The sequence below is a fragment of the Streptococcus sinensis genome, assembly GCF_000767835.1.
GTDB lineage: Bacteria > Bacillota > Bacilli > Lactobacillales > Streptococcaceae > Streptococcus > Streptococcus sinensis.
The window spans coordinates 103,531-125,948 of the sequence record NZ_JPEN01000068.1; the positions used below are offsets into that span (position 1 = coordinate 103,531).

At 44.3% G+C, this 22,418-nt stretch carries 18 protein-coding genes and 1 pseudogene; 8 read left to right on the forward strand and 11 right to left on the reverse strand.

All coding sequences use genetic code 11. The annotated features are described in order from the left end of the window. Positions 1-28: 28 nt before the first annotated feature. Positions 29-324: pseudogene (locus SSIN_RS10535) on the forward strand (phosphoesterase); the annotation flags it as partial. A gap of 99 nt (positions 325-423) precedes the next feature. Here the strand turns inward: SSIN_RS10535 and SSIN_RS05975 are convergent. Further along, positions 424-3,120, reverse strand: a complete 2,697-nt coding sequence (locus tag SSIN_RS05975) for a cation-translocating P-type ATPase (protein ID WP_037616847.1) — start codon at positions 3,118-3,120, stop codon at positions 424-426. 190 nt (positions 3,121-3,310) lie between these two features. Next, complete coding sequence (locus SSIN_RS05980) at positions 3,311-3,715, reverse strand: YwiB family protein (RefSeq protein WP_037616849.1); 405 nt, start codon at positions 3,713-3,715, stop codon at positions 3,311-3,313. Positions 3,716-3,832: 117 nt separating this feature from the next. On the opposite strand from SSIN_RS05980, the gene SSIN_RS05985 reads away from it, so the two are divergent. From SSIN_RS05985 to SSIN_RS06000, 4 genes are read left to right on the forward strand one after another with little or no spacing between them, the layout of a single operon-like run. Continuing rightward, on the forward strand, positions 3,833-5,134 hold the full coding sequence (locus SSIN_RS05985) for an HD domain-containing protein (RefSeq protein WP_037616852.1): 1,302 nt from the start codon (positions 3,833-3,835) through the stop codon (positions 5,132-5,134). Positions 5,135-5,136: 2 nt separating this feature from the next. Then, complete coding sequence (gene yidA, locus SSIN_RS05990) at positions 5,137-5,946, forward strand: sugar-phosphatase (RefSeq protein ID WP_037616853.1); 810 nt, start codon at positions 5,137-5,139, stop codon at positions 5,944-5,946. Then, positions 5,946-7,160 carry an aminoacyltransferase gene (locus SSIN_RS05995; RefSeq protein WP_037616856.1) on the forward strand — a complete coding sequence of 405 codons (1,215 nt, stop codon included), beginning with the start codon at positions 5,946-5,948 and terminating at the stop codon, positions 7,158-7,160. The genes yidA and SSIN_RS05995 overlap by 1 nt, the downstream gene beginning before the upstream one ends. A gap of 14 nt (positions 7,161-7,174) precedes the next feature. Then, positions 7,175-8,410, forward strand: coding sequence for an aminoacyltransferase (locus SSIN_RS06000; protein WP_037616858.1), 1,236 nt, complete (start codon positions 7,175-7,177; stop codon positions 8,408-8,410). 115 nt (positions 8,411-8,525) lie between these two features. Here SSIN_RS06000 and glmM read toward each other — a convergent pair whose 3' ends face one another. The 3 genes from glmM to cdaA are packed head-to-tail and all read right to left on the reverse strand — an operon-like array spanning position 8,526 to position 11,510. Then, complete coding sequence (glmM, locus tag SSIN_RS06005) at positions 8,526-9,878, reverse strand: phosphoglucosamine mutase (RefSeq protein ID WP_037616861.1); 1,353 nt, start codon at positions 9,876-9,878, stop codon at positions 8,526-8,528. A 29-nt stretch (positions 9,879-9,907) separates the two neighbouring features. Then, a complete protein-coding gene (locus SSIN_RS06010; protein WP_037616864.1) occupies positions 9,908-10,666 on the reverse strand; it encodes a CdaR family protein in 759 nt (252 codons plus the stop codon). Next, positions 10,653-11,510 carry a diadenylate cyclase CdaA gene (cdaA, locus tag SSIN_RS06015; RefSeq protein ID WP_037616866.1) on the reverse strand — a complete coding sequence of 286 codons (858 nt, stop codon included), beginning with the start codon at positions 11,508-11,510 and terminating at the stop codon, positions 10,653-10,655. Before cdaA ends, SSIN_RS06010 begins: the two co-directional genes overlap by 14 nt. A gap of 106 nt (positions 11,511-11,616) precedes the next feature. Here cdaA and murT point away from each other — a divergent pair, with 106 nt between their 5' ends. The 3 genes from murT to SSIN_RS06030 are packed head-to-tail and all read left to right on the forward strand — an operon-like array spanning position 11,617 to position 14,020. Then, positions 11,617-12,960, forward strand: a complete 1,344-nt coding sequence (gene murT / locus SSIN_RS06020) for a lipid II isoglutaminyl synthase subunit MurT (protein ID WP_037616868.1) — start codon at positions 11,617-11,619, stop codon at positions 12,958-12,960. Further along, positions 12,960-13,745: a lipid II isoglutaminyl synthase subunit GatD gene (gene gatD, locus SSIN_RS06025; RefSeq protein ID WP_037616870.1), complete on the forward strand. Its 786-nt coding sequence runs from the start codon at positions 12,960-12,962 to the stop codon at positions 13,743-13,745. Before murT ends, gatD begins: the two co-directional genes overlap by 1 nt. 17 nt (positions 13,746-13,762) lie before the next feature. After that, entirely contained in the window at positions 13,763-14,020 is a 258-nt protein-coding gene (locus tag SSIN_RS06030; RefSeq protein WP_037616871.1) for a lipopolysaccharide assembly protein LapA domain-containing protein, read from the forward strand. A 14-nt stretch (positions 14,021-14,034) separates the two neighbouring features. Here SSIN_RS06030 and SSIN_RS06035 read toward each other — a convergent pair whose 3' ends face one another. The 6 genes from SSIN_RS06035 to SSIN_RS06060 all read right to left on the reverse strand — a co-directional run bounded on the left by SSIN_RS06035 (position 14,035) and on the right by SSIN_RS06060 (position 22,350). Next, entirely contained in the window at positions 14,035-15,216 is a 1,182-nt protein-coding gene (locus SSIN_RS06035; RefSeq protein WP_037616873.1) for an MFS transporter, read from the reverse strand. A gap of 78 nt (positions 15,217-15,294) precedes the next feature. Then, entirely contained in the window at positions 15,295-16,158 is an 864-nt protein-coding gene (locus SSIN_RS06040; protein ID WP_037616875.1) for an Rgg family transcriptional regulator, read from the reverse strand. 539 nt (positions 16,159-16,697) lie between these two features. Further along, a complete protein-coding gene (locus SSIN_RS06045; protein WP_037616877.1) occupies positions 16,698-18,593 on the reverse strand; it encodes an ABC-F family ATP-binding cassette domain-containing protein in 1,896 nt (631 codons plus the stop codon). A gap of 238 nt (positions 18,594-18,831) precedes the next feature. Then, on the reverse strand, positions 18,832-20,238 hold the full coding sequence (gene lacG / locus SSIN_RS06050) for a 6-phospho-beta-galactosidase (protein ID WP_037616879.1): 1,407 nt from the start codon (positions 20,236-20,238) through the stop codon (positions 18,832-18,834). An 82-nt stretch (positions 20,239-20,320) separates the two neighbouring features. Next, a complete protein-coding gene (locus SSIN_RS06055) occupies positions 20,321-22,033 on the reverse strand; it encodes a lactose-specific PTS transporter subunit EIIC (protein ID WP_037616880.1) in 1,713 nt (570 codons plus the stop codon). Continuing rightward, positions 22,033-22,350 (reverse strand): PTS lactose/cellobiose transporter subunit IIA, encoded by a 318-nt coding sequence (locus tag SSIN_RS06060; RefSeq protein ID WP_037616882.1) that lies wholly within the window; start codon positions 22,348-22,350, stop codon positions 22,033-22,035. The genes SSIN_RS06055 and SSIN_RS06060 overlap by 1 nt, the downstream gene beginning before the upstream one ends. Positions 22,351-22,418: the final 68 nt, after the last annotated feature.

Below are 22,418 nucleotides of genomic sequence, written 5' to 3' on the forward strand. Positions count from 1 at the left end.
TTAATGCTCAAAAATCAACTAGAAGTCTGCCTACCACTGCCCTGCATTTGTTCTCTATCAAGACTTTTATTACTACCTTCTCCACCATCGTCACTCTATGTATGCAATTGACACCTTCCCCTGCCACCTGCGGCCTCTGGGCTACAGCTGTGAAAGGGAGTTGACTCGGAATGGTTTTAATGCCTTTCCTCAGTATAAGATTCCCCAAATGTATCGCCTGCACAAGCGTTATAATGCTGTTAAAGATTTAGCCGAATTTTGAGACTATAAGAAAAAACATCTGCAGCCGAACTGCGAGATGCTTTAAAGGTGATTGAAATTGAAGTTTTAATAATGAAAACTTTGAATCGTAGCTCTCAGATGACTTGGGAGTTCATTTTTAGTGTTTAAGCAAAAAAGCCATCCGTAGATGACTTTTTGCTGTTAAATAGCATTTTTGTCCATACCTAATTTACGTTGGATGAACTTAACAATCTCAACAATGACAATCATAGAGAAACTGCCGACTAGGACAACCGTCCATTGGGTCAAATCTAACTTGGTCACATGGAAAATCTTTTCAAGTGGATCAATCACAATGGTTGAAATCAAGAGGATGAAAGAAACCAGAATAGACCAGTTGAAGGTCTTAGACTTGAATGGACCAACTGTAAAGATAGATTGGTAAACAGATTTTACATTGTAAGCATGGAAGAGCTGGATGAGCCCTAGAGTCGCAAAGGCCATGGTAAGGGCATCCGCATGAATCGCTTTTACATCGCCCATATGAACTGGATTAGCAATAGCATAGCCATAGACGGACAGAACGAGAGCACCTTGCAGCAGTCCTTGATAGATGATGGAACTCATGACACCACCAGAGAAGAAGCTAGACTTACGGCCACGAGGCTTGTGAGTCATGACACCTGGCTCAGCAGGTTCAACCCCCAAGGCGATAGCTGGGAAAGTATCCGTTACTAGGTTTATCCATAGCAGGTGAACTGGTTGCAATACATCCCAACCAAACAAGGTAGCCAGGAAGATAGTTAGCACCTCAGCTGTATTAGCTGAAAGGAGATACTGGATGGTCTTTTGAATGTTTGAGAAGACCTTGCGTCCTTCTTCTACGGCGACGATGATGGTCGCAAAGTTATCATCCGCAAGAATCATATCAGAAGCACCCTTAGATACTTCTGTACCTGTAATGCCCATACCGATACCGATATCGGCTGTTTTCAAAGCTGGTGCGTCATTGACACCATCACCTGTCATGGCAACAACCTTACCTTGGTTTTGCCAAGCTTTGACAATCCGTACCTTATGCTCAGGAGAAACCCGCGCATAGACAGAGTATTGGTCAACAACCTTTTCGAATTCTGCATCAGAAAGCTCGTTGAGCTCAGCACCAGTCAGGACATGATCTTCAGTATCTCCCGCATCGATGATACCCAAGCGCTTAGCAATAGCTTCTGCTGTATCCTGATGGTCACCAGTAATCATGATTGGACGAATACCAGCTTCCTTGGCCACGCGAACAGCTTCTGCTGCTTCTGCACGTTCTGGGTCAATCATACCGATTAAACCAGTAAAGATTAAATCATTTTCTAGATTTTCAGAAGTTAAGTCAGTCGGAACTGCATCAATAATCTTGTAGGCGCCAGCTAGCACGCGCAGAGCTTGGTGAGCCATTTCTGAGTTGTTCGACTTGATCAGCTGTGATGTAGCATCATCAATCGCTGCAACATCTCCAGCCTTATCGCGGGAAACACAGCGTTTCAAGAGTTGGTCAGGAGCACCCTTGACTGCCACTAGGAATTTCCCGTCTGGCAATGGATGGACAGTAGACATGAGCTTACGGTCTGAGTCAAATGGCAGCTCAGCCACACGAGGATACTTCTCTAAAAATCCTTTAACATCATAGCCCTTGTCCAGAGCATATTGGATAAAGGCTGTTTCTGTTGGGTCACCAATTAGCTTCCCTTCTTGGTCAATCTTAGTATCATTGGCTAGGACAACCGAACGTAAGAGCGGCAGCTCCAAGCCAAGTTCAATATCTTGACCAGCTTCATTCAGGTTCCCATCGTAAAAGACTTTTTCGACCGTCATCTTATTCATAGTCAGGGTACCGGTCTTATCTGAAGCGATAATCTCAGTTGAGCCCAAAGTTTCAACAGCTGGAAGCTTACGGACAATCGAATTCCGCTTAGCCAGAACCTGTGTTCCCAAAGCCAGCACAATGGTAACGATAGCTGGCAGACCTTCTGGAATAGCCGCAACCGCAAGAGCAACCGAAGTCATCAGCTCATCCAGTGGATTTTTACCTTGAATGAAGACACCGACTACAAAGGTCACCGCGGCAATCACCAAGATAGCATAGGTCAGAACTTTAGACAGACTATTAAGATTTTGCTTGAGCGGTGTGTCCGTTTCATCCGCATCCTGCAACATACCTGCGATATGGCCGACTTCCGTATACATCCCTGTATTGACAACAACCCCTACTCCTCGGCCGTAGGTGACATTGGAGTTTTGGAAGGCCATATTGACTCGGTCGCCGATACCAGCATCAGCAGCTACTGCAACAGTCAAATCTTTCTCAACTGGCACAGACTCACCTGTCAAAGCTGCTTCTTCGATTTTCAGGGAATTAGCTTCCAAAAGTCGCATATCTGCTGGGACAACGTCACCGGCTTCCAATCTAACGATATCACCAGGCACTAATTCTTTGGAGTCCAATTCAGTGACATGACCGTCACGCAGTACACGCGCTGCTGGGCTTGACATGGATTTAAGGGCTGCAATGGCTTCTTCTGCCTTGCCTTCCTGATAGACACCAAAGATAGCATTGATGATGACCACAGCTAGGATAATGATAGCATCTGCAATATCCTCACCACCTGATGTTACGACAGACAAGACCGCCGCTACCAACAAGATGATAATCATCAAATCCTTGAACTGCTCAATGAATTTCATCAAGAGGGACTTTTTCTCCCCTTCTTCTAATTCATTGCGGCCGTAGTCCGCCAAACGTTGCTGGGCTTGGCTGCTGGTCAATCCTTGTTCGGAAGCTTCCATTGCTTGCAAAACTTCTTCAGGGCTTTGAGTATAAAAAGCTTGACGCTTTTGTTCTTTTGACAAAATGTCTCCTCCTTTTGATGGGCCTCTTTCAAAATAAACAAAAAGAGACCTGTTAATTAACAAGTCTCGCTATTTCATACAAGGCCGGAAATTTCTTTCGTATTGACGACCTTGTAACGGTGTGACCGTTAGCTACTCCCTTGAGTGTATTTATTATACCAAAATTCTTGTAATTTTCAAGGCGGAGCAGCTAGTTTTCAATTTTTTCTTCTTTCCATTCGATTTTCATCTGATAGGAAGCAAAAAGCTGATCATCGTCGGCTCTTTTCAAATTATAATGAAGTTCCAAAGCCTGATTGTCTACATCTAAGTGATAATGCTGAGTGTCTGTAACAAACTGTTGAACTCCCAGCGGTGTTGGAATCGCCACCAAATGCTGACTGTCTTTGACAAAGGATAATATGGACTTGGGCTTGGAAAAACGGGTCATGGTCAGCTTATCGGCATTAAATTTCAAAACTACCTTCTCCTTCTCCTCATTCTTATAGAGCAAGTAGTGATAGTCACCTTTTTGTGTCCATTCCACATCGTAGATTTGGTCAATCAACTCTATTTGATCATCTAGTTTGATTTGATTTCTCATTCTAATTTTCATTATTGTCTCACATTTCTTTTTTCCTTTCTCTATTTTATCAAAAATTTCTGTAGAATTCTCCCTTTCTACCTCACCCTTTGAATTTCGTCCGCTGAGCATTTATGATATAATAGGACTATGGTTGAAAAAGTATTTCGAGACCCAGTCCATAATTACGTTCATGTGGACCATCAGGTCATTTATGATTTAATCAATACCAAAGAATTTCAACGGCTGCGCCGCATCAAACAGCTGGGCACTTCTGGCTATACTTTCCACGGCGGGGAGCACAGCCGTTTTTCGCATTGTCTGGGAGCTTATGAGATTGCCCGGCGTATCACCGAGATTTTCAATGAAAAATACAGCAATGTCTGGGACAGTCATGAGAGCCTGCTAGCCATGACGGCCGCTCTTCTGCATGACTTGGGACACGGGGCCTATTCGCACACCTTCGAGCGGCTCTTTGATACCAACCACGAAGACATTACACGTCAAATCATCACCAGTCCAGAGACTGAGATTCATCAGGCACTGGTGCAGGTTTCACCTGATTTCCCAGAAAAGGTAGCCAGCGTCATCAATCATACCTATCCTAATAAGCAAGTGGTTCAGCTGATTTCCAGTCAGATTGATGTGGATCGGATGGACTATCTCTTACGAGATTCCTTCTTTACTGGCGCTTCTTACGGTCAGTTCGATTTGACTCGAATTCTACGAGTGATTTGTCCTGTAGAAAACGGCATCGCCTTCAAGCGCAATGGTATGCACGCGGTGGAGGACTATGTGGTCAGCCGCTACCAGATGTACATGCAGGTCTATTTCCACCCAGCCAGCCGAGCTATGGAAGTGCTGCTACAAAATCTGCTCAAGCGAGCTAAGTTTCTCTATCCAGCTCAGAAGGATTATTTTGCGCTGTCATCGCCCAACCTCATTCCATTCTTTGAAAATAGAGTGACCCTGCAGGATTATCTGGCCTTGGATGATGGTGTCATGAATACCTATTTCCAAGTTTGGATGACCAGTCCAGACAAGATTTTATCTGACTTGGCTCAGCGTTTTATCAACCGCAAGGTCTTCAAGTCTATTGTCTTCTCTCAAGAAAACGAAGCGCATTTGGATATCATGCGAGACCTGGTTGGGCAAGTCGGTTTTGACCCTGATTACTATACTGCTATCCATCGCAATTTTGACTTACCCTATGATTTTTATCGGCCTGATGTTGAAAAACCCCGGACTCAGATTGAGATCCTGCAAAAAGATGGCAACTTAGCAGAACTGTCCAGCCTGTCTCCTATCGTTCATTCGCTAGCAGGGACCAGACAGGGCGATAATCGCTTCTACTTCCCTAAGGAAATGCTGGCAGATACAGGACTTTTCAGCGAAAAAAACCAGACCTTTATGCACTATATCAAAAACGACCAATTTACTTACGGAGAATAAATATGTCTATCAAATTAGTTGCCGTTGACATTGACGGTACCCTTTTAAATAACAAACGAGAAATCACTCCTGAAGTGTTCTCTGCTATTCAGGATGCCAAGGCTGCTGGTGTCAAAATCGTCATTGCAACTGGCCGCCCGATTCCCGGTGTCCAAAAACTGCTGGAAGACCTGAAGCTTAATCAGCCGGACAACTATGTTGTTACTTTCAATGGCGGACTGGTTCAAGATACGGTCACAGGCGAAGAATTGATTAAAGAAACCCTGACCTATGATGACTATCTGGATATCGAGCTGCTAGGACGAAAATTAGGCGTTCACATGCATGCCATCACCAAGGACGGCATCTATACAGCTAACCGCAATATTGGAAAATACACGGTCTATGAATCTAGCTTGGTCAATATGCCCGTCTACTACCGCACACCTGAGGAAATGACTGATAAAGAAATCGTCAAGTGCATGTATATTGATGAGCCGGAAATTCTGGATGCGGCCATTGCCAAGCTACCGCCGGAATTAGCAGAAAAATATACGCTGGTTAAGTCCGCTCCTTTCTATCTGGAAATTGTCAAAAAAACTGTCAATAAAGGAGCTGCTATCCTCCATCTGGCTGAAAAACTTGGCTTGAGCAAGGAGCAGACCATGGCTATCGGTGATGAAGAAAACGACCGCGCCATGCTAGAAGCAGTCGGCTCTCCTGTTGTCATGGAAAACGGCAGGGAAGAACTCAAAAAAATTGCCAAATATATCACCAAATCGAACGACGAATCTGGTGTAGCACACGCTATTAGAGAGTGGGTTTTAAAATAATGTATAGCTACAAAATTGGAATTTCAGCTCAGGAACACGACGATTTTGTCACGGCTCATCCGCAGGCCAATCTCCTGCAGAGCGCAGCCTGGGCTCAAATCAAGGACAACTGGGGAAACGAGCGCTTGGGCTTCTATAAAGACGGCCACTTGGTTGCTGCAGGCAGTATCCTGATCAAACCATTGCCCTTGGGGATGACTATGCTTTATATCCCGCGCGGTCCCATCATGGACTATAGTGACAAGGAGCTGCTGACCTTTGTTTTGGCGTCGCTCAAGAAATTTGCCAAGGAGAAAAAAGCTCTTTTTGTCAAGTTTGATCCCAGCCTCTTTCTGGTAGAAAGCAAGATGGGTGGCGAATTGCAAGACAAGACTGAGACGGTTAAGCTGATTCAAGAGCTACAGCAAGCTGGAGCTGTCTGGGTCGGACGGACTGAGTCTCTGGATGAAACCATCCAGCCTCGCTTGCAGGCCAATATTCATAAAGAAGATTTCAGCGAGGATCTGCTTTCTAAGAGTACTCGGCAGGCTATTCGTACAGCCCGTAACAAAGGTATTCAAATCCAATTTGGCGGAGCAGAATTACTGGATGACTTTTCAGCCCTGATGAAGAAAACGGAAAATAGAAAAAACATCCACCTGCGAGGCAAAGACTATTACCAAAAACTCTTGGATACTTATCCTGAGCACTCCTACATCACCTTGTCCAGCATTGATCTAAAGGCACGATTGGAAGACTTACAGGCTCAGCTGACCAAGACACTCAAAGAAGCAGAGAAATTTACCGAGAAAACCAAGCCCGGCAAGATTGAGAATAACCAGCAAGAACAGAAACGCCTCCAAGAAGAGATTGACTTCCTACAGGACAAAATCAGCCAAGGGACTGCTGTCGTTCCCCTGTCTGGCACCCTGGTCCTAGAATACGGCAAGACCTCTGAAAATATCTATGCCGGAATGGACGAGGAATACCGTCGCTACCAGCCAGCTATCATCACTTGGTACGAAACGGCCAAACATGCTTTTGAGCGCGGAGCAGATTGGCAAAATATGGGCGGAATCGAAAACGACCTCAAGGGCGGTCTCTACAGTTTTAAATCCAAGTTCAATCCAACCATTGAGGAATTTGCTGGTGAGTTTAACCTGCCGACCAATCCTCTTTACCACCTCTCCAATATGGCCTACACTCTCAGAAAGAAACTGCGCAGCAAGCATTAAAAGAAAGGAAGCTTATGACTTTTAAACTTCTCAGCCAAGAAGAATTCATCCAGCATACCTCAGCTAGCTCCCAACGCTCTTTTATGCAGACAGTGGAAATGGCAGAGCTGCTGAGTAAGCGTGGCTTCAGCACCCGGTATGTGGGCTACACTGACCCGCAGGGACAGGTAGTGGTGTCTGCTGTCCTCTACAGTATGCCTATGACTGGCGGTCTCCACATGGAAATCAATTGCGGCCCCGTCTCTACTGATGCTAAATACCTGACTCCCTTCTATCAAGACTTGCAGGTTTATGCAAAAAAAGAAGGCGCCCTAGAGCTGATTATCAAGCCCTACGAGACTTATCAGACTTTTGACAGCAATGGCCAGCCCACATCTGATGAAAAAGTCGACCTTATCCAGCAACTGACTGACTTAGGCTTTGCCTTTGACGGTCTTCAGACGGGCTATCCGGGCGGGGAGCCTGATTGGCACTATGTCAAAGACCTAACTGATCTGACAGAGAAAGACTTGCTCAAATCCTTCAGTAAAAACGGCAAGGCGACCGTCAAAAAGGCTAATACCTTTGGTATCAAGCTAACAAGGCTGGAACGCGACCAACTCAGCATTTTCAAAGACATCACGGCTGCTACCTCTGACCGACGGGAATATGATGACAAACCACTAGACTACTATCAAGATTTTTATGATAGCTTTGGTCAGCAAGCGGACTTTATGACAGCTAGCCTTAACTTCAAGGACTATCTTCAAAACTTACAAAAAGATCAAGAAAAACTGGGCCAGAAAATTCAGAAACTGCAGGCAGATTTGGAAAAAAATCCTCAATCTGAAAAGAAGCAAAATCAGCTGCGAGAGCTTTCCAGCCAGTTTGATAGCTTTGAAACCCGCAAAGCAGAAGCCCAAGAACTGATTGACAAGTACGGCGACCAAGACCAAATCCTGGCTGCCAGCCTCTTTATCTACACTCCTCAGGAAGCAACCTACCTCTTCAGCGGCTCCTATCCTGAGTTTAACAAATTCTACGCTCCAGCCTTGCTGCAGGAATACGTTATGACCGAAGGCATCAAGAGAGGCATTCCATTTTATAATTTCCTCGGTATTATGGGAATTTTCGACGGATCTGACGGCGTTCTGCGCTTCAAGCAGAATTTCAACGGCTTCATCGTCCGAAAAATGGGGACTTTCCGCTACTATCCCAACCCTCTTAAGTTTAAAATCCTTAGCTTAATTAAAAAAATGCTAAGGCGTTAAAAAGGGAGCCCTATTCATACTCCGCATTCTTTTTCATAGAAAAGGCTTGAAATCAGTTGATCTCAAGCCTTTTTCTTCCCCACTAATGTATTTATGAAATTAAATCCGAACTTAATTATTCAATGCCAATCTCGGCACGTACGACGTCCGCAATCGTATCGACATAATAATCCACTTCTTCATGAGTTGGAGCTTCAGCCATGACACGTAGAAGGGGCTCTGTTCCACTTGGGCGGACAAGGATGCGGCCATTTCCTGCCATCTCAGTTTCCATCTTTTCAATAATCTCTCTGATAGCAGGAACTTCCATAGACTTATCTTTCATGGCATTTTCGACGCGGATATTGACCAATTTTTGTGGGTAAATCGTCACTTCTGCAGCTAATTCAGATAAGCTCTTGCCAGTTTCTTTCATCACTTTTGTTAATTGCACCGCTGATAATTGACCATCTCCAGTGGTATTATAATCCATGATAATGACATGTCCAGACTGCTCGCCGCCTAAATTGTAGCCCGATTTCCGCATTTCCTCTACCACATAGCGGTCGCCGACAGCGGTCACCGCTTTATTGATTCCTTCGCGATCCAAGGCTTTGTGGAAACCAAGATTAGACATAACAGTTGTTACAATCGTATTGTGGGCTAATTGACCTTTCCCTGAAAGATATTTACCAATGATATACATAATCTTGTCACCATCTACAATATCTCCATTTTCATCAACGGCAATCAGCCGATCACTGTCCCCATCAAAAGCAAGTCCAATCGCAGCTCCCGATTCACGGACTGTTTCTTGCAAGGCTTCTGGATGTGTAGAGCCAACGTTTAAGTTGATGTTAAGACCATCTGGGCTTTCCCCAATAACTGTCAACTGGGCTCCCAAGTCTGCAAAAACTTGCCGGGCACTGGTTGAAGCTGCGCCATTTGCCGTATCAAGGGCAACATGCAAGCCTTCTAGCTCTAAACCAGTTGAAACTAGATATTGTTGATATTTCCGCAAGCCTTCTGGATAATCCATCAATCTTCCCAGACCTTCTGCACTTGGACGCGGAAGCGTATCCTCTTCGGCGTCTAGCAGAGCTTCGATTTCTAGTTCGCGTTCATCATCCAATTTATATCCATCACCACCAAAGAATTTGATGCCGTTGTCAAGAGCAGGATTGTGGCTGGCAGAAATCATGACACCAGCGCTAGCTTTTTCTGACTTGACCAAGTAAGCCACGCCCGGAGTGGCAATCACACCAAGCTTATAAACATGAATGCCGACTGATAACAACCCCGCAATCAATGCGTTCTCCAGCATTTCTCCTGAGATACGCGTATCGCGGCCAACAAAGACTCGAGGCACCTCACTTTCGTGTTGGCTTAGAACGTAGCCCCCAAAACGACCTAACTTAAAAGCCAATTCTGGCGTTAATTCTACATTTGCTTCTCCACGAACACCATCGGTTCCAAAATATTTACCCATTTTATAAAAATTTCCTTTCAAATTTTACTTTACTTGCTTGATGAAGTCGAACTCGAACTTGAGCCAGATTTCGAACTGGATGACGAGTTTGAATTTTTTGCTTTTGTGATTACTTTTATGGTTGTTTCAAATGGTGTCACAACACTAGGCATGACATTTCCATTGGCATCAACAGCCTGGAGCGGTACCATACCACTGTAGTTTCCTGAAATCGTAACATTTGACGGTAAAATCGCCGCTACATACTCAATATTATCTAAAGTCTCTGCATCACTTGTCACCGTTACTTCTGTGTCTTCAAGAGCAACATTCGTGATGGAGACATTTTCAGCTACCTGACTATTGGTAATCAGGTGACGAACGGCTACTTTCTTACTTGCTTTCTGCCCTATCTTGACCGAAATCTTTTGCGGATTGACTGTTGCAGACAGGCCGCTTGGCAGATTTTCCACTTTTAGCTGAGCCTCCACTGTCCCTTCCGTTGCATTGGATAAATCAGCCACCACACGAAACTTCCGTGTGCTCTCTTGCATTTCACTGCTCAGGCTAACTCTATTTGCCCCGGTTAAAACAACTGTGGCTTCTGAGGTAAATCCACTGATAAAATAGCGTTCACTGTCGTATTTGATATCAATCGGCACATTCGAAATTGTATTGCTGTAGGTTTCTGAAGTTATTTGCCGGATACTGATACTATTTTGAAAACTACTGGATGTCGCATAAACAAATAAAACTATAGCAAAGAATAAAGAGGAGATAATATAGAGAATTTTTTTACTCTGTTTCATTCTTCCATCCTCCTAGCAACCTGTTTTTTAAATTCTTTTTCTCCTGTTTATCTGACAAAAAGACCTTGCGCAGCTCTAATTCAAACTCGCTTAAACTTAGATCGTGCTTGAAAACTCCATTATGTGTCGTAGAAATACCGCCTGTTTCCTCAGAAACAACAAAGGTGAAGGCATCCGAAACCTCTGAAAGTCCAATCGCTGCTCGGTGTCGGGTTCCAAATTCCTTAGAAATACCTGTACTTTCTGTCAGCGGAAAATAGGCACAAGAAACAGCAATTTTATCATCCTTGATAATGACAGCACCGTCATGCAGGGGCGTGTTGGGAATGAAAATATTAATCAAAAGTTCCCCAGATACATCCGCATCCAGTGGAATCCCTGTCGCAATGTACTCCTGCAGCGTCCGCGTTCCCTGAATGGCTACCAGAGCACCGATCTTACGCGGACTCATGTAGGCAACTGCCTTGACAAAGGCTTGAATCATTTTTTCTTCATTGCTAATCGGGGTTGCTGAGAAAATCTCGGTCGCTCGCCCCAGCTTTTCAAGACCCGTCCGAATCTCTGGTGAAAAAATCACCACGGCAGCAATCACCCCATAGGTAATAACCTGATTGATCAACCAAGAGATTGTCGTCAGACCGATGATGTTGGCCAAAATCTGGGCTAAAATAAAAATCATAACCCCACGAACCAAGATCATAATCTTCGTCCCGGCAATGGTTTTGGTAAGATAATATAAAATCCCAGTTACCAAGGCAATGTCAATAATATTAATTACAATACTCCAAGGACTGTCAAACAAATTAGACCAGTATTGGAGATTGGTTAGCTGATGAAAATTCATTACATACTCGTCCTCACATTCAAAAACAAACGTCCTCAATCATTATATCACTTTTAATGATATTTTTCTGTAACCTTCTTTACTTTTTTATGATAAAATATTTCTTATGAAGATAAATACAGCATTGGGCCTCTTGGCAGGCAAGTCCTCCCACTTTGTTCTCAGCAAAATGGGACGTGGCTCGACCCTGCCAGGGAAAGTTGCCCTAACATTCGACAAAAACATTTTACAAAACCTAGCCAAGAACTATGAGGTCGTGGTTGTTACCGGAACCAATGGTAAAACTCTAACTACAGCTCTAACAGTAGGCATCCTCAAGGAAGCCTTCGGAGAAGTGGTGACCAACCCCAGCGGTGCCAACATGATTACCGGAATCACGACAACCTTCCTAACCGCTAAGAAAGGCAAATCTGGCAAGAATATCGCTGTGCTGGAAATCGATGAAGCCAGCCTGTCTCGGATTTGTGATTATATCAAGCCTAGCCTCTTCGTCTTTACCAACATTTTCCGTGACCAGATGGACCGCTATGGTGAGATATACACGACCTACCAGATGATTCTGGATGCTGCAGCAAAAGTGCCTGAAGCGACTGTTCTGATGAATGGTGACAGCCCCCTCTTTAATTCGGTCAGCTTAAAAAATCCAATTCGCTACTACGGATTTGACACGGAGAAAAGCCAGGTTAAGCTGGCGCACTACAATACTGAGGGCATCCTCTGTCCCAAGTGCGAGCATATCCTCAAGTACGAGCTCAACACCTATGCAAATCTGGGGGCTTATATCTGTGAGGACTGCGGCTTCAAGCGTCCTAAGCTTGACTACAGCCTGACCGCTCTCAAAACACTTGAGCATAACCGCTCTGCCTTTACCATTGATGGACAAGACTATCAAATCAATATCGGCGGTCTCTACAATATCTATAACGCTCTAGCAGCAGTGTCAGTAGCTCAGTTCTTTGGTGTCGAGCCGGCTACCATCAAGGCTGGATTTGACAAGAGCCGAGCTGTCTTTGGCCGTCAGGAAACTTTCAAAATCGGCAACAAGGAATGTACCTTAGTCTTGATTAAAAATCCGGTCGGAGCTACTCAAGCCTTAGACATGATTGAGCTGGCGCCTTTTGACTTTAGCCTATCTATCCTGCTCAATGCCAACTATGCAGACGGCATTGATACCAGCTGGATCTGGGATGCTGATTTTGAGAAAATTTTAGAGATGGATATTCCTCAGGTTATCGCAGGCGGTGTGCGCCACTCTGAGATTGCTCGTCGACTGCGGGTAACGGGCTATCCAACAGATCAGATTACTGAAGTCAAAGATTTGGAAGCCGTCTTCAAGGCCATTGAACAGCAAGAAACCAAGCATGCCTATATCTTAGCAACTTATACCGCCATGCTTGAATTCCGCGAGTTGCTGGCAGACCGTCAAGTGGTCAGAAAGGAGATGAACTAATGGTTTACAGATCCCTCACTTCTCCTGAAAACCAGGACTATCGCTATGATATAAAGATTGCTCATCTCTATGGCAATCTCATGAATACATACGGCGACAACGGCAATGTCCTCATGCTCAAGTATGTGGCTGAAAAGCTAGGCGCTAGAGTTGAAGTCGATATCGTCTCTCTAGAAGATGACTTTGACAAGGACAGCTACGACATCGTCTTCTTTGGCGGAGGTCAAGACTATGAGCAAACAATCGTGGCCCGTGACTTGCCAACTAAAAAAGAAGCTTTGGAAAGCTTTATCAATGAAAATGGCGTTGTGCTAGCTATCTGCGGTGGCTTCCAACTCTTAGGCCAATACTATATCGAAGCTTCTGGCCGACGAATCGAAGGTCTAGGCATCATGGGTCACTATACCCTCAACCAGACCAAAAACCGCTATATCGGTGATATCAAGATTCATAACGAAGAGTTTAACGAGACTTACTATGGCTTTGAAAATCACCAAGGTCGTACCTTCCTCTCTGATGATGAAAAACCTCTGGGCAAAGTCGTCTATGGGAATGGCAACAACCAAGAAGATGGCAATGAAGGCGTCCACTATAAGAATGTCTTTGGCTCCTACTTCCATGGTCCCATCTTGTCCCGCAATGCCAACTTGGCCTACCGTTTAGTGACCACCGCTCTGAAAAACAAGTATGGCTCAGATATTAAACTGGCTGCTTATGAAGATATCCTAGCTCAGGAAATCCCAGAAGAATATGGAGATGTCAAAAGCAAGGCAGAGTTTGAGTAAATAATAGGAGAATCACTATGAAAGAAAAATTACACTATATTCTGCTTTTGATTACCATTCTATTGGTGGCCAGTATTTCCTTGGCCAATATGCAGAGCGTTAATGTTAGCTTTATCTTGTTCACCTTCAAACTTCCCTTAATCATATTGATTTTGGTCTCAGTGCTCCTAGGCTCTGTCACGACCTTTCTCATCAGCATGACGAAAAATTTTTCACTGAAAAGAGAACTGAAAAAAACAAAAGAAGTGCTTAAAAATTCTCATACAGAAAACTAGGTTGGAACTCCAGCCTAGTCTTTTTGTATTCTCTTTTGAAAAAGGTAGGAAATCAAAGCTAATCCCATCACTCCGAAACCGATCAGAAGAAAGGAAAGGGTGTGAACACTCGGCAGGAGCGTCATCAGAAAAGTCGCAGGGGGCATGAAAAGAATTGCCAGCGTGTAGATGGTCGAAAAAACTCGGCCTAGATACTGCTTATCCACCTTGGTCTGAACCTGACTGAAGAAATGAATATTAAAAACAGTCATAAAGAGCTCGCAAATAAGATTACCAGAATAAGAAAAATATGGATGAATCGGTAGCAAAGCAGAGACACCCATGACCGCAACTCCTACACCTGTCAATAATAGGGCTACAAGAAGATTTCCCATACTGGCCTTGACCTTGCTGGCTAAAATAGCTCCGATGATTGAGCCAATAGCGCCCAAACTCAGAATAGTCGCATAAGAGCCGGTCTTGCCGTAGAGCTGATTGGTAAAAGGCAATAGATAATTAAAGGCCGCAAAGAAAAAGTTGACGACAGAAGCTACCAAGAGCAGAAAGAAGATTTCTTTTTGCTGACGGATATAAACTAAACCTTCCCTGATATCTCTCAGGATATTTCCAAGATTGATGGGAGACTTCTGCTTGCTTGGCTCATGATTAGGCAGAAAGTAAACCAAGGCAAAAGCCAGAAAAAAGCTAAGGGCATCTAGCTGAAGGGTCATTCGCAGATTTGCATACTGCATCACGATAAAAGACAGAACTGGAGCTGAGACACTGATAACCTGCAAGGCCAGCTCCAGATGAGAATTGTAGGCCACAATGTCTTCTTTGTCCACAATTTCGGTAATATAAGACTTATTAGCTGGCCGAGAAAAGGCAAAGGCTATAGCCTGAACCACATTAGCAAAAATCAGCCCCCCAATCATCAGCTGGTCATTAGAAATAAAAGAAATCAGCAGACAAAGACCAGCACAAATCAAGTCCGTTACCATCAGCACCTTACGTCTGGAAAAGCGGTCCGTAATGGCCCCACCCAAAGGATTGAATAAGATAGAAGTGACTAGCTCTGATATCTGATAAATGCCCAAGACCGTCTGTCCCAGAGCTCCCAAAGAAGCAAGCCAGATGCTGTTTCCATAGTCATAAAGCATATTCCCAATTTTATTAATAGCAGCCCGTGTAATCAGCTGCGCTGCCTGTCGATTCATAAAAATACCTCCTTCCATTTCTGAAACTATTGTATCAGGAATAGAGGGAGGTTCTTTGTTTTTCCCATATTTGGGAAATTATACTTTTACAAACTTATGGAAATGCTCTTGATAATAGGCAACTTGCTCTGGTAGTCCCAGCACTTCAAAGATATGCATGGCTTCCTGCATTTGCTTGATTCCCTGCTTCTTCTGTCCCTTCTGATAAGCCGCAAAACCCTTGAGATAGAGGAACACATTGCGTTCATAGAGTTTGATGCCCTTGCCAATGATTTTCTCTACGTAAGCCTCAAAATAACTAGCCTTATCAAAAGAACAACTTTCCAAACAATGCTGGTAACAATTGAGAGCTATAATCAAGACTAATTTCTTATGGCGACCGATCTCTTTATAGTAGTTCTCCCTCTCCATGACTTCCTTGCCCAGACGGTAGACGTAATCCACATCATAGAAACTATAGAGATTGCCAAAGAGGATAAGCTCGTACATGGTCCAGTCTTCCACTTGGAAGAGATAGTCGGCCACCTTATCTAAATCCTCTTGCCTCATGCGAAACTGACTGTCTCGCTGACAAATCAAGCCCTGCATCAAAATCCAATTCAGCTCATAGTAGAGAGGAGCACTACTAGCTTGGGCTTTTTTCAACTGCTCCGCTTGCAAGTCTTGAAATCCCTTGATGTCATTTGAGTAGTAAAGAGGGATAATCTGACCCATCATGGCCACATGCTCATGCTGCTGGAAATTCCGTTCCTTGTCCATAAAATTTTCAAGAGTCACATGGATATTATCCAAGAGATCCAAAAATTTCGAGAGGGTCATGTCCGACTCTCCCAGCTCAAAACGAGACAGCTGAGAGGTCGAGCAGACCTGACCGGCTGCTTCCTTCAAAGAATAATGTCCATTTAAACGAAAATCGCGAAAAACTTTGCCTAAATTTTCCATTTGTTTACCACTTCAATTCCTTTAACTGCTGTTCTGCTCCCTAGTCGCTTCTTTCAAAACTACTTTCCAGCCCCTTTGTTCGGATTCTACTTTCGGACGAGCCTCATTTCGTCAAAATCTTCTCAGCCGAAAATCGGAAAAGGCAAATTCTACAAAAAGAACTCGTCCGAAAATAGAAAGTTCGGGATTTGCTCTCAGACTAACCGTCCGAAAATCTGACAGAGTCATTTTGCTCCAAAATAGCTTTTCAGAAAATCTGACGGACTGACTTGTCTTTAAAAGAACTTAGATTGCATGAAGAATGCTTTCTTTTCCTCTAAAAAATCTCAGAACACATGAAAAAGTTCGGGTTTTACTCTCAGGGAAACGATTCTTCATAAAGGATTTTTCTTTTTGCTCTAAAACTAGAAATTTCACATGTTAACATTCGGGTTTTTCTCTTTTGGGACTGATTTCACATGTGAAATTAAGTATTTTGAGCTCTGGGAAGCTCATTTCTCACAGAAACTAGGCATTCTTACACAGGTTCTTTTTCCTTCTCACACCTTCTCCGCCAGTTCTTCCCATTCTAGCATGGCTTCTTCTTGTTTGGCGGTCAGCTGGTCGATTTGCTGCTGGCTCTCCATCAGTTCGCCAGCGTCATTAGTGGCCTCCATGGCTTCCTGAAGCTGACTGATCTGGCTGTCCAAGTCCTCAATTTGCACTTCCAGTTGTTCTAGGCGGCGGGCCAGCCGGCGCTGTTCTTTCTGGTTTTCCTTTTGAAGCTGATAGTCATTGGCAGGGGCAGGCTTGTCAGGACTAGTCTGCTCCGTCTCCTCACGCAAGGCTTCCTGCTCTGCCTTTTTCTCCAGATAGTAGTCATAATCACCCAGATAAAGGGTGGAACCTGTTTCAGAGAGCTCAACAATCTGGGTGGCCACACGATTGATAAAGTAACGGTCATGGCTGACAAAGAGCAGGGTGCCGTCAAAGTCAATCAGGGCATTTTCCAGCACTTCCTTGCTGTCAATATCCAAGTGGTTGGTCGGCTCGTCTAGGATGAGGAAGTTGTTGTTTTCCATAGACAGCTTTGCTAGAAGCAGACGCGCCCGCTCTCCACCCGACAGCATGCCGACCGATTTCTTGACATCGTCACCTGAAAAGAGAAAGGCCCCCAAGCGATTGCGAATTTCAACCTCTGGCGTCAGCTTGAAGTCGTTCCATAGCTCGTCAAGTACCGTATTGCTGGCAGTCAGTTTGCTCTGGGTCTGGTCATAGTAGCCCACTTCCACATTAGCTCCCAGCTGCTCCTTGCCTCTGATGAAGGGCACTTGACCGATTAGTGATTTAATCAAGGTCGTCTTTCCAATCCCATTTGGTCCGACAATAGCTACCGCATTAAACTTGCGAATGTCAAGGTTGATCGGCTCTGACAGGACTTCCTCTCCATAGCCAATAGCCGCATTTTCCAAGGTCAGCACAACATTGCCCGAAACCTTATCAGCTTTGAAGGTCATATTGGCTGAGCGACCGCCGGTTTCTGGTCTGTCCAAACGCTCCATCTTTTCCAGCTGCTTGCGGCGGGACTGAGCCCGCTTGGTTGTGGAGGCTCGGACTAGATTGCGATTGACAAAGTCCTCCAGCGCAGCGATTTCTTTCTGCTGCTTTTCGTAGTTCTTAGCTTCGGTGGCTAGCTTCTGCTCCTTTTGGACCACAAAACTGGAGTAATTTCCCACATAGCGATCCAAGGAATGCTTGGTCAAATCCAGCGTGATGGTCGCAACCTTGTCTAAGAAATAGCGGTCGTGGCTGACGATAATCAGGGCACCGCTGTAGTTGACTAAGTAAGTCTCTAGCCAGGCAATGGTCTCGATATCCAAATGGTTGGTCGGCTCGTCCAGGACCAGCAGTTCTGGCTTTTCCAAAAGCATCTTAGCCAGAGCCAGACGGGTATTCTGCCCGCCTGAAAGCTCAGAAATCTTCATCTGCCACATGGACTGGTCAAACTTGAAGCCATTCAAAATAGCTCGAATATCGGCCTCGTAGGTAAAACCACCTTTCTGGCGAAAGTCCTCTGACAGCTGGTCATACTGGGTCATGAGAGCAGTCAGGTCTTCCCCTGACAATTCTCCCATTTGCAGCTCCATCTGCCGCAAGCGTTTTTCTTGCTGACGCAGACTATCAAAGACCAGGAGCATCTCGTCGTAGATAGTATTCTCCGACTCAAAGCGGCTGTCCTGAGCCAGATAAGATAGGGAAAGGTCTCGTTTTTTATTAATCTGACCAGAAGTAGGCTCTTCCTCGCCCACCAAAATCTTGAGCAGGGTTGACTTCCCAGCTCCGTTTTTACCGACCAGAGCAATCCGGTCGCCTTCATCCACCTGCAGGTTAATATTGTTAAAAAGAAGCTCCCCTGCAAAAGAGCGTTCAATCTTGCTTGCTTGTAAAATAATCATAAGACCATTATAGCAGATTTCTAGGTGCAGAGCTATTAGCTTCGACTAAAAAACACAACCGAAACTATCTGTCTCTCAAGCCAATTCAAAGGAAAATTTCAAATTTTTCCAACGAAAACTCAGTCCAGCCAACCCCGTCCAATGATTCTATACCAGACCACTCCTGCTATAGAATCAAGTTTTTATGCATGAGCACATCAAAAAAGCCGAAAGAGTTCAACTCTAACAGCTTTACTTTCTATTCAATAACTTGCGTTTCAGCTAGTTTCTTATACCAGTGAGCGGATTTCTTAGGATAGCGATCCTGCGTTTCAAAGTCTACGTAGAATAAGCCGTAGCGTTTTTCATAACCGTTAGACCAAGAAAAGACATCCATCAAAGACCAGATGAAGTAGCCTTTGACATTAGCCCCGTCTGCAATCGTATCGGATAAAACTTCCAGATGCTGCTTGACGTAGTCAATGCGAGCATCGTCGTAAACTGTATTGTCCACAAATTCATCTTTATAACCCAGACCATTTTCCGTGATATAGATTTTCTTGTAGTTTGGATAATCCTTCTTAATCCGCATGATTTGGTCATAGAGACCTTGCGGATAAATAATCCAATCCCAATCGGTTTTTGATATATGGACTGGAGATTCTCTGCGTCCCACACCCTTAATCTGGTACTTAGAGCTTCCCTTTTCACCTTTTCCGTTATGAATGATTTCCGTTTCGCCTTCGAAGTCGCGCATCCAATCACTCATATAGTAGTTGATGCCAAGGAAGTCATTGAGGTCTTTAGCTGCTTCTAAAGCCGCAAAGTCTTCATCGCGCAGATCCAGCTGACCACCATTGACCTTAAGGATATGATTCACTCCTGCCAGAGTTACATCTGAATAGTGCCCCAGATAAGTCGCATCTAGGATAAACTTGTTATGGATAATATCTTCCAACTCTGCTGCTCTGACATCTGCTGGATTTGCTGGATCGTAAGGATATTTTGTCGGCAGTGCATGAACGACACCAATTTCACCCTTGTAGCCCTTGTCCTTGTAGAGCTTAACGGCACGAGCATGGGAGACCATCATGTTGTGATGAGATTGGAAAACCTTGGCCAAGTCGTACTGGATACCCGGCGGGAATTTTCCAACTAAGTACTGGCCATCACCAATGGGGCCAATTTCATTGAAAGTTGTCCAATAGCGAACTTCTGGAAATTCTTCAAAACAGAAAGCCGCATAATCTACAAAGTGCTCAATGTTGTCCCGATTGAGGAAATCTCCATTTGAATGAAGAGCCTCTGGTGTATCGAAGTGGTGAAGGGTCACAAAAGGTTCTACATGGCGCTTGTGGCATTCTGCGAAAAGATTATGGTAAAATTCCACACCTTTTGGATTGACCTCGCCATAGCCTGTCGGGAAAATCCGTGACCAAGCGATGGAAATCCGAATACCATTGACACCATACTCTTCAGCCAATTTCAGATCCACAGGATACTTATGGTAAAAGTCACTGGCAGGTTCTGCTGTATACCAGTAGTTGTCCTCTAGGTATTTATCCCAGGCAACAGGACCCTTTCCATCTGTGTGGGTTGCTCCTTCAGCTTGATAGGCTGCTGTTGCACCACCGAAAATAAAATCTTTAGGTAAGGTTTTTGTCATCTTATTTTCCTTTCAATAGCATTTGAGATGAGGTCAAGCTTGACTAGATCTTATCAAGTTGCTTCATCTCAAATAAACAGATTTAGTTGTTAAATTGCTCCTGAACGAAGGCTAACGCCCCTTTACCATCACGGGTTAGTTTGATGTATTGGCCACCTTCTGTTTTAGCTAGTTTGATACCCAATTTATCCGTTTCCGCCTTCATGTCTTCAAAGTTGGAAGCAACTTGAGGGGCCAGGATAACCAGGTCAAACTCAGGTAACATCTCACGGTGAGCACCATAACCGCCCGCCGCTGCTTTCACAGGAACCTTGTATTCAGCTGCTGCTTTATTCAAAGCGTTAGCCAGCAATCCGCTGGTACCGCCACCTGCACAGAGCACCAGAACATTGGTCTCTTCGCTAATATTGTTTTGCGCTGGAGCTTCTTCTGCTACAGCTCCTGCATTGGCTTTATCGAGAATAGCATCTGCTTTAGCAGTGTTGAAATTCGCTGCAACTTTTTCTTTCAATTCATCATTTGATTTTCCAGAACGTTCGTCTTCCAGAATTTGTTCATCATAAACTTTAACGAATGGATAGTAGATGATAAAGTCTACTGCAATCAAAGTTGCTGCCAAAACTACAGACAGAAGTTGGAAGTTGGTTCCAAGAATAATACCCAAAGGTCCTGGAGTCGTCCAAGGCAGGTTAGCTGTAAAGCTGTTCATACCCAGAATATCAATAAAGAATTTGAAAATCCAGACATTGGCAATTGGCGCCAAGATAAATGGAATAAAGAAGACTGGATTCAATACGATTGGAGCGCCAAAGAGGATGGGCTCATTTACCCCAAAGAAAGTTGGTACGACAGACGCACGGCCGATAGCCTTATTACGTTTAGACTTACAGATCCACATGAACATGAATGGGACAATCAAGGTTGCACCTGTACCTCCCATAGTAACGATAAACATTTGTGTACCAGATGTCAAAATCTTATCTGCGTGTTGTCCTTGTTGGAGAAGCTGCAGATTGACCTCCGCATTGGCATAAGTGATGGCCGCAATCGCTGGCTCAACGATAGAAGGACCATGGATCCCCACAAACCAGAAGAAGGCAAATGCTCCAAAGATAAGGGTGATCCCTAGATAACCATCAGCAGCTGAGAAGAGCGGTGCAAAGAATTTACCAACTGACTCGGCCAAACCAGCACCGACAAAGTTCCGTGCGAGAATATCTAAGACATAAAGTGATACAACAGAAAGAGTGAAAGGAATGACGTCTTTAAAGACTTGTGAGATATTCGGCGGAACCTCGTCTGGCATCCGAATGGTCACATTATTCTTCACACAGACCTTATAGATATTGACAGTTACAAAGGCTGAAATGAAGGCTGTTAGCAGTCCTTTAGTACCCAGGAAACCAGTCGCAAAACCATTTTCTATCGGATCAGCTGCTAGCAGCAATAAACCAACAATAGCTGCCAGAAGTGTAGACATATAGTTGATTTGATTGGTTTTCTCCATGCTTCGATTGACAGAATCGGTCAAAGATTTAGCCGTTGTACCAGCTACCAAAAGAGCTAAAATCCCCATAGAGTAACCGTAAGGTTTCATCAGGAGCGCTTCAATATCTTTTGGCCACTGGAAGCCCCATGAATTTGGCACATAAGTAATCAGGATAAAGATGGAGGAGAAAAGAATAACTGGCATCCCTGCGATAAAACCATCACGGATAGCCCGCAAGTAGATGTTACGTGATAGTTTTTCAAAGAAAGGCTTCCCTTTCTCAATAATTCCAATAAGTTTGTTCATTATTTTGCTCCTCTTTTGTATAATTCAATCATGTGTTTCATCAAATCCTTGAGCAACAAGGTTGTCATCAGGTGATCTTGACCGTGCATCATGGTCACACTGTAAGCCAAATCTTCACCTGATGCTTCTTTGGTCAGCAGGTCTGTCTGAGCGTGGTGCGCTTCAATAATACAAGCATTAGCTTCTTCTACCAAGCTTTCTGCTCGGTCAAATTCTCCTGCTTGAGCTGCATTCAATGCTTCCAACAATTTGGAACGAGCATCACCTGCGTAGGCTACGATTTCAAAACCAAGTAATGTAATTTCTTCTCTGTTCATAATAGAACCTTATATTTATATTAGCGGGTAGCTTCCGCCAGTATAAACCCTTTCTTAATTATTTTATA

What these genes read in the sequence shown, in the direction of transcription:
- SSIN_RS05980 (WP_037616849.1), bottom strand. Translation starts at nt 3,715, where the DNA reads ATGAAAATTAGAATGAGAAATCAAATCAAACTAGATGATCAAATAGAG.
- SSIN_RS05985 (WP_037616852.1), top strand. Translation starts at nt 3,833, where the DNA reads ATGGTTGAAAAAGTATTTCGAGACCCAGTCCATAATTACGTTCATGTG.
- yidA (WP_037616853.1), top strand. Translation starts at nt 5,137, where the DNA reads ATGTCTATCAAATTAGTTGCCGTTGACATTGACGGTACCCTTTTAAAT.
- SSIN_RS05995 (WP_037616856.1), top strand. Translation starts at nt 5,946, where the DNA reads ATGTATAGCTACAAAATTGGAATTTCAGCTCAGGAACACGACGATTTT.
- SSIN_RS06000 (WP_037616858.1), top strand. Translation starts at nt 7,175, where the DNA reads ATGACTTTTAAACTTCTCAGCCAAGAAGAATTCATCCAGCATACCTCA.
- glmM (WP_037616861.1), bottom strand. Translation starts at nt 9,878, where the DNA reads ATGGGTAAATATTTTGGAACCGATGGTGTTCGTGGAGAAGCAAATGTA.
- SSIN_RS06010 (WP_037616864.1), bottom strand. Translation starts at nt 10,666, where the DNA reads ATGAAACAGAGTAAAAAAATTCTCTATATTATCTCCTCTTTATTCTTT.
- cdaA (WP_037616866.1), bottom strand. Translation starts at nt 11,510, where the DNA reads ATGAATTTTCATCAGCTAACCAATCTCCAATACTGGTCTAATTTGTTT.
- murT (WP_037616868.1), top strand. Translation starts at nt 11,617, where the DNA reads ATGAAGATAAATACAGCATTGGGCCTCTTGGCAGGCAAGTCCTCCCAC.
- gatD (WP_037616870.1), top strand. Translation starts at nt 12,960, where the DNA reads ATGGTTTACAGATCCCTCACTTCTCCTGAAAACCAGGACTATCGCTAT.
- SSIN_RS06030 (WP_037616871.1), top strand. Translation starts at nt 13,763, where the DNA reads ATGAAAGAAAAATTACACTATATTCTGCTTTTGATTACCATTCTATTG.
- SSIN_RS06035 (WP_037616873.1), bottom strand. Translation starts at nt 15,216, where the DNA reads ATGAATCGACAGGCAGCGCAGCTGATTACACGGGCTGCTATTAATAAA.
- SSIN_RS06040 (WP_037616875.1), bottom strand. Translation starts at nt 16,158, where the DNA reads ATGGAAAATTTAGGCAAAGTTTTTCGCGATTTTCGTTTAAATGGACAT.
- SSIN_RS06045 (WP_037616877.1), bottom strand. Translation starts at nt 18,593, where the DNA reads ATGATTATTTTACAAGCAAGCAAGATTGAACGCTCTTTTGCAGGGGAG.
- lacG (WP_037616879.1), bottom strand. Translation starts at nt 20,238, where the DNA reads ATGACAAAAACCTTACCTAAAGATTTTATTTTCGGTGGTGCAACAGCA.
- SSIN_RS06055 (WP_037616880.1), bottom strand. Translation starts at nt 22,033, where the DNA reads ATGAACAAACTTATTGGAATTATTGAGAAAGGGAAGCCTTTCTTTGAA.
- SSIN_RS06060 (WP_037616882.1), bottom strand. Translation starts at nt 22,350, where the DNA reads ATGAACAGAGAAGAAATTACATTACTTGGTTTTGAAATCGTAGCCTAC.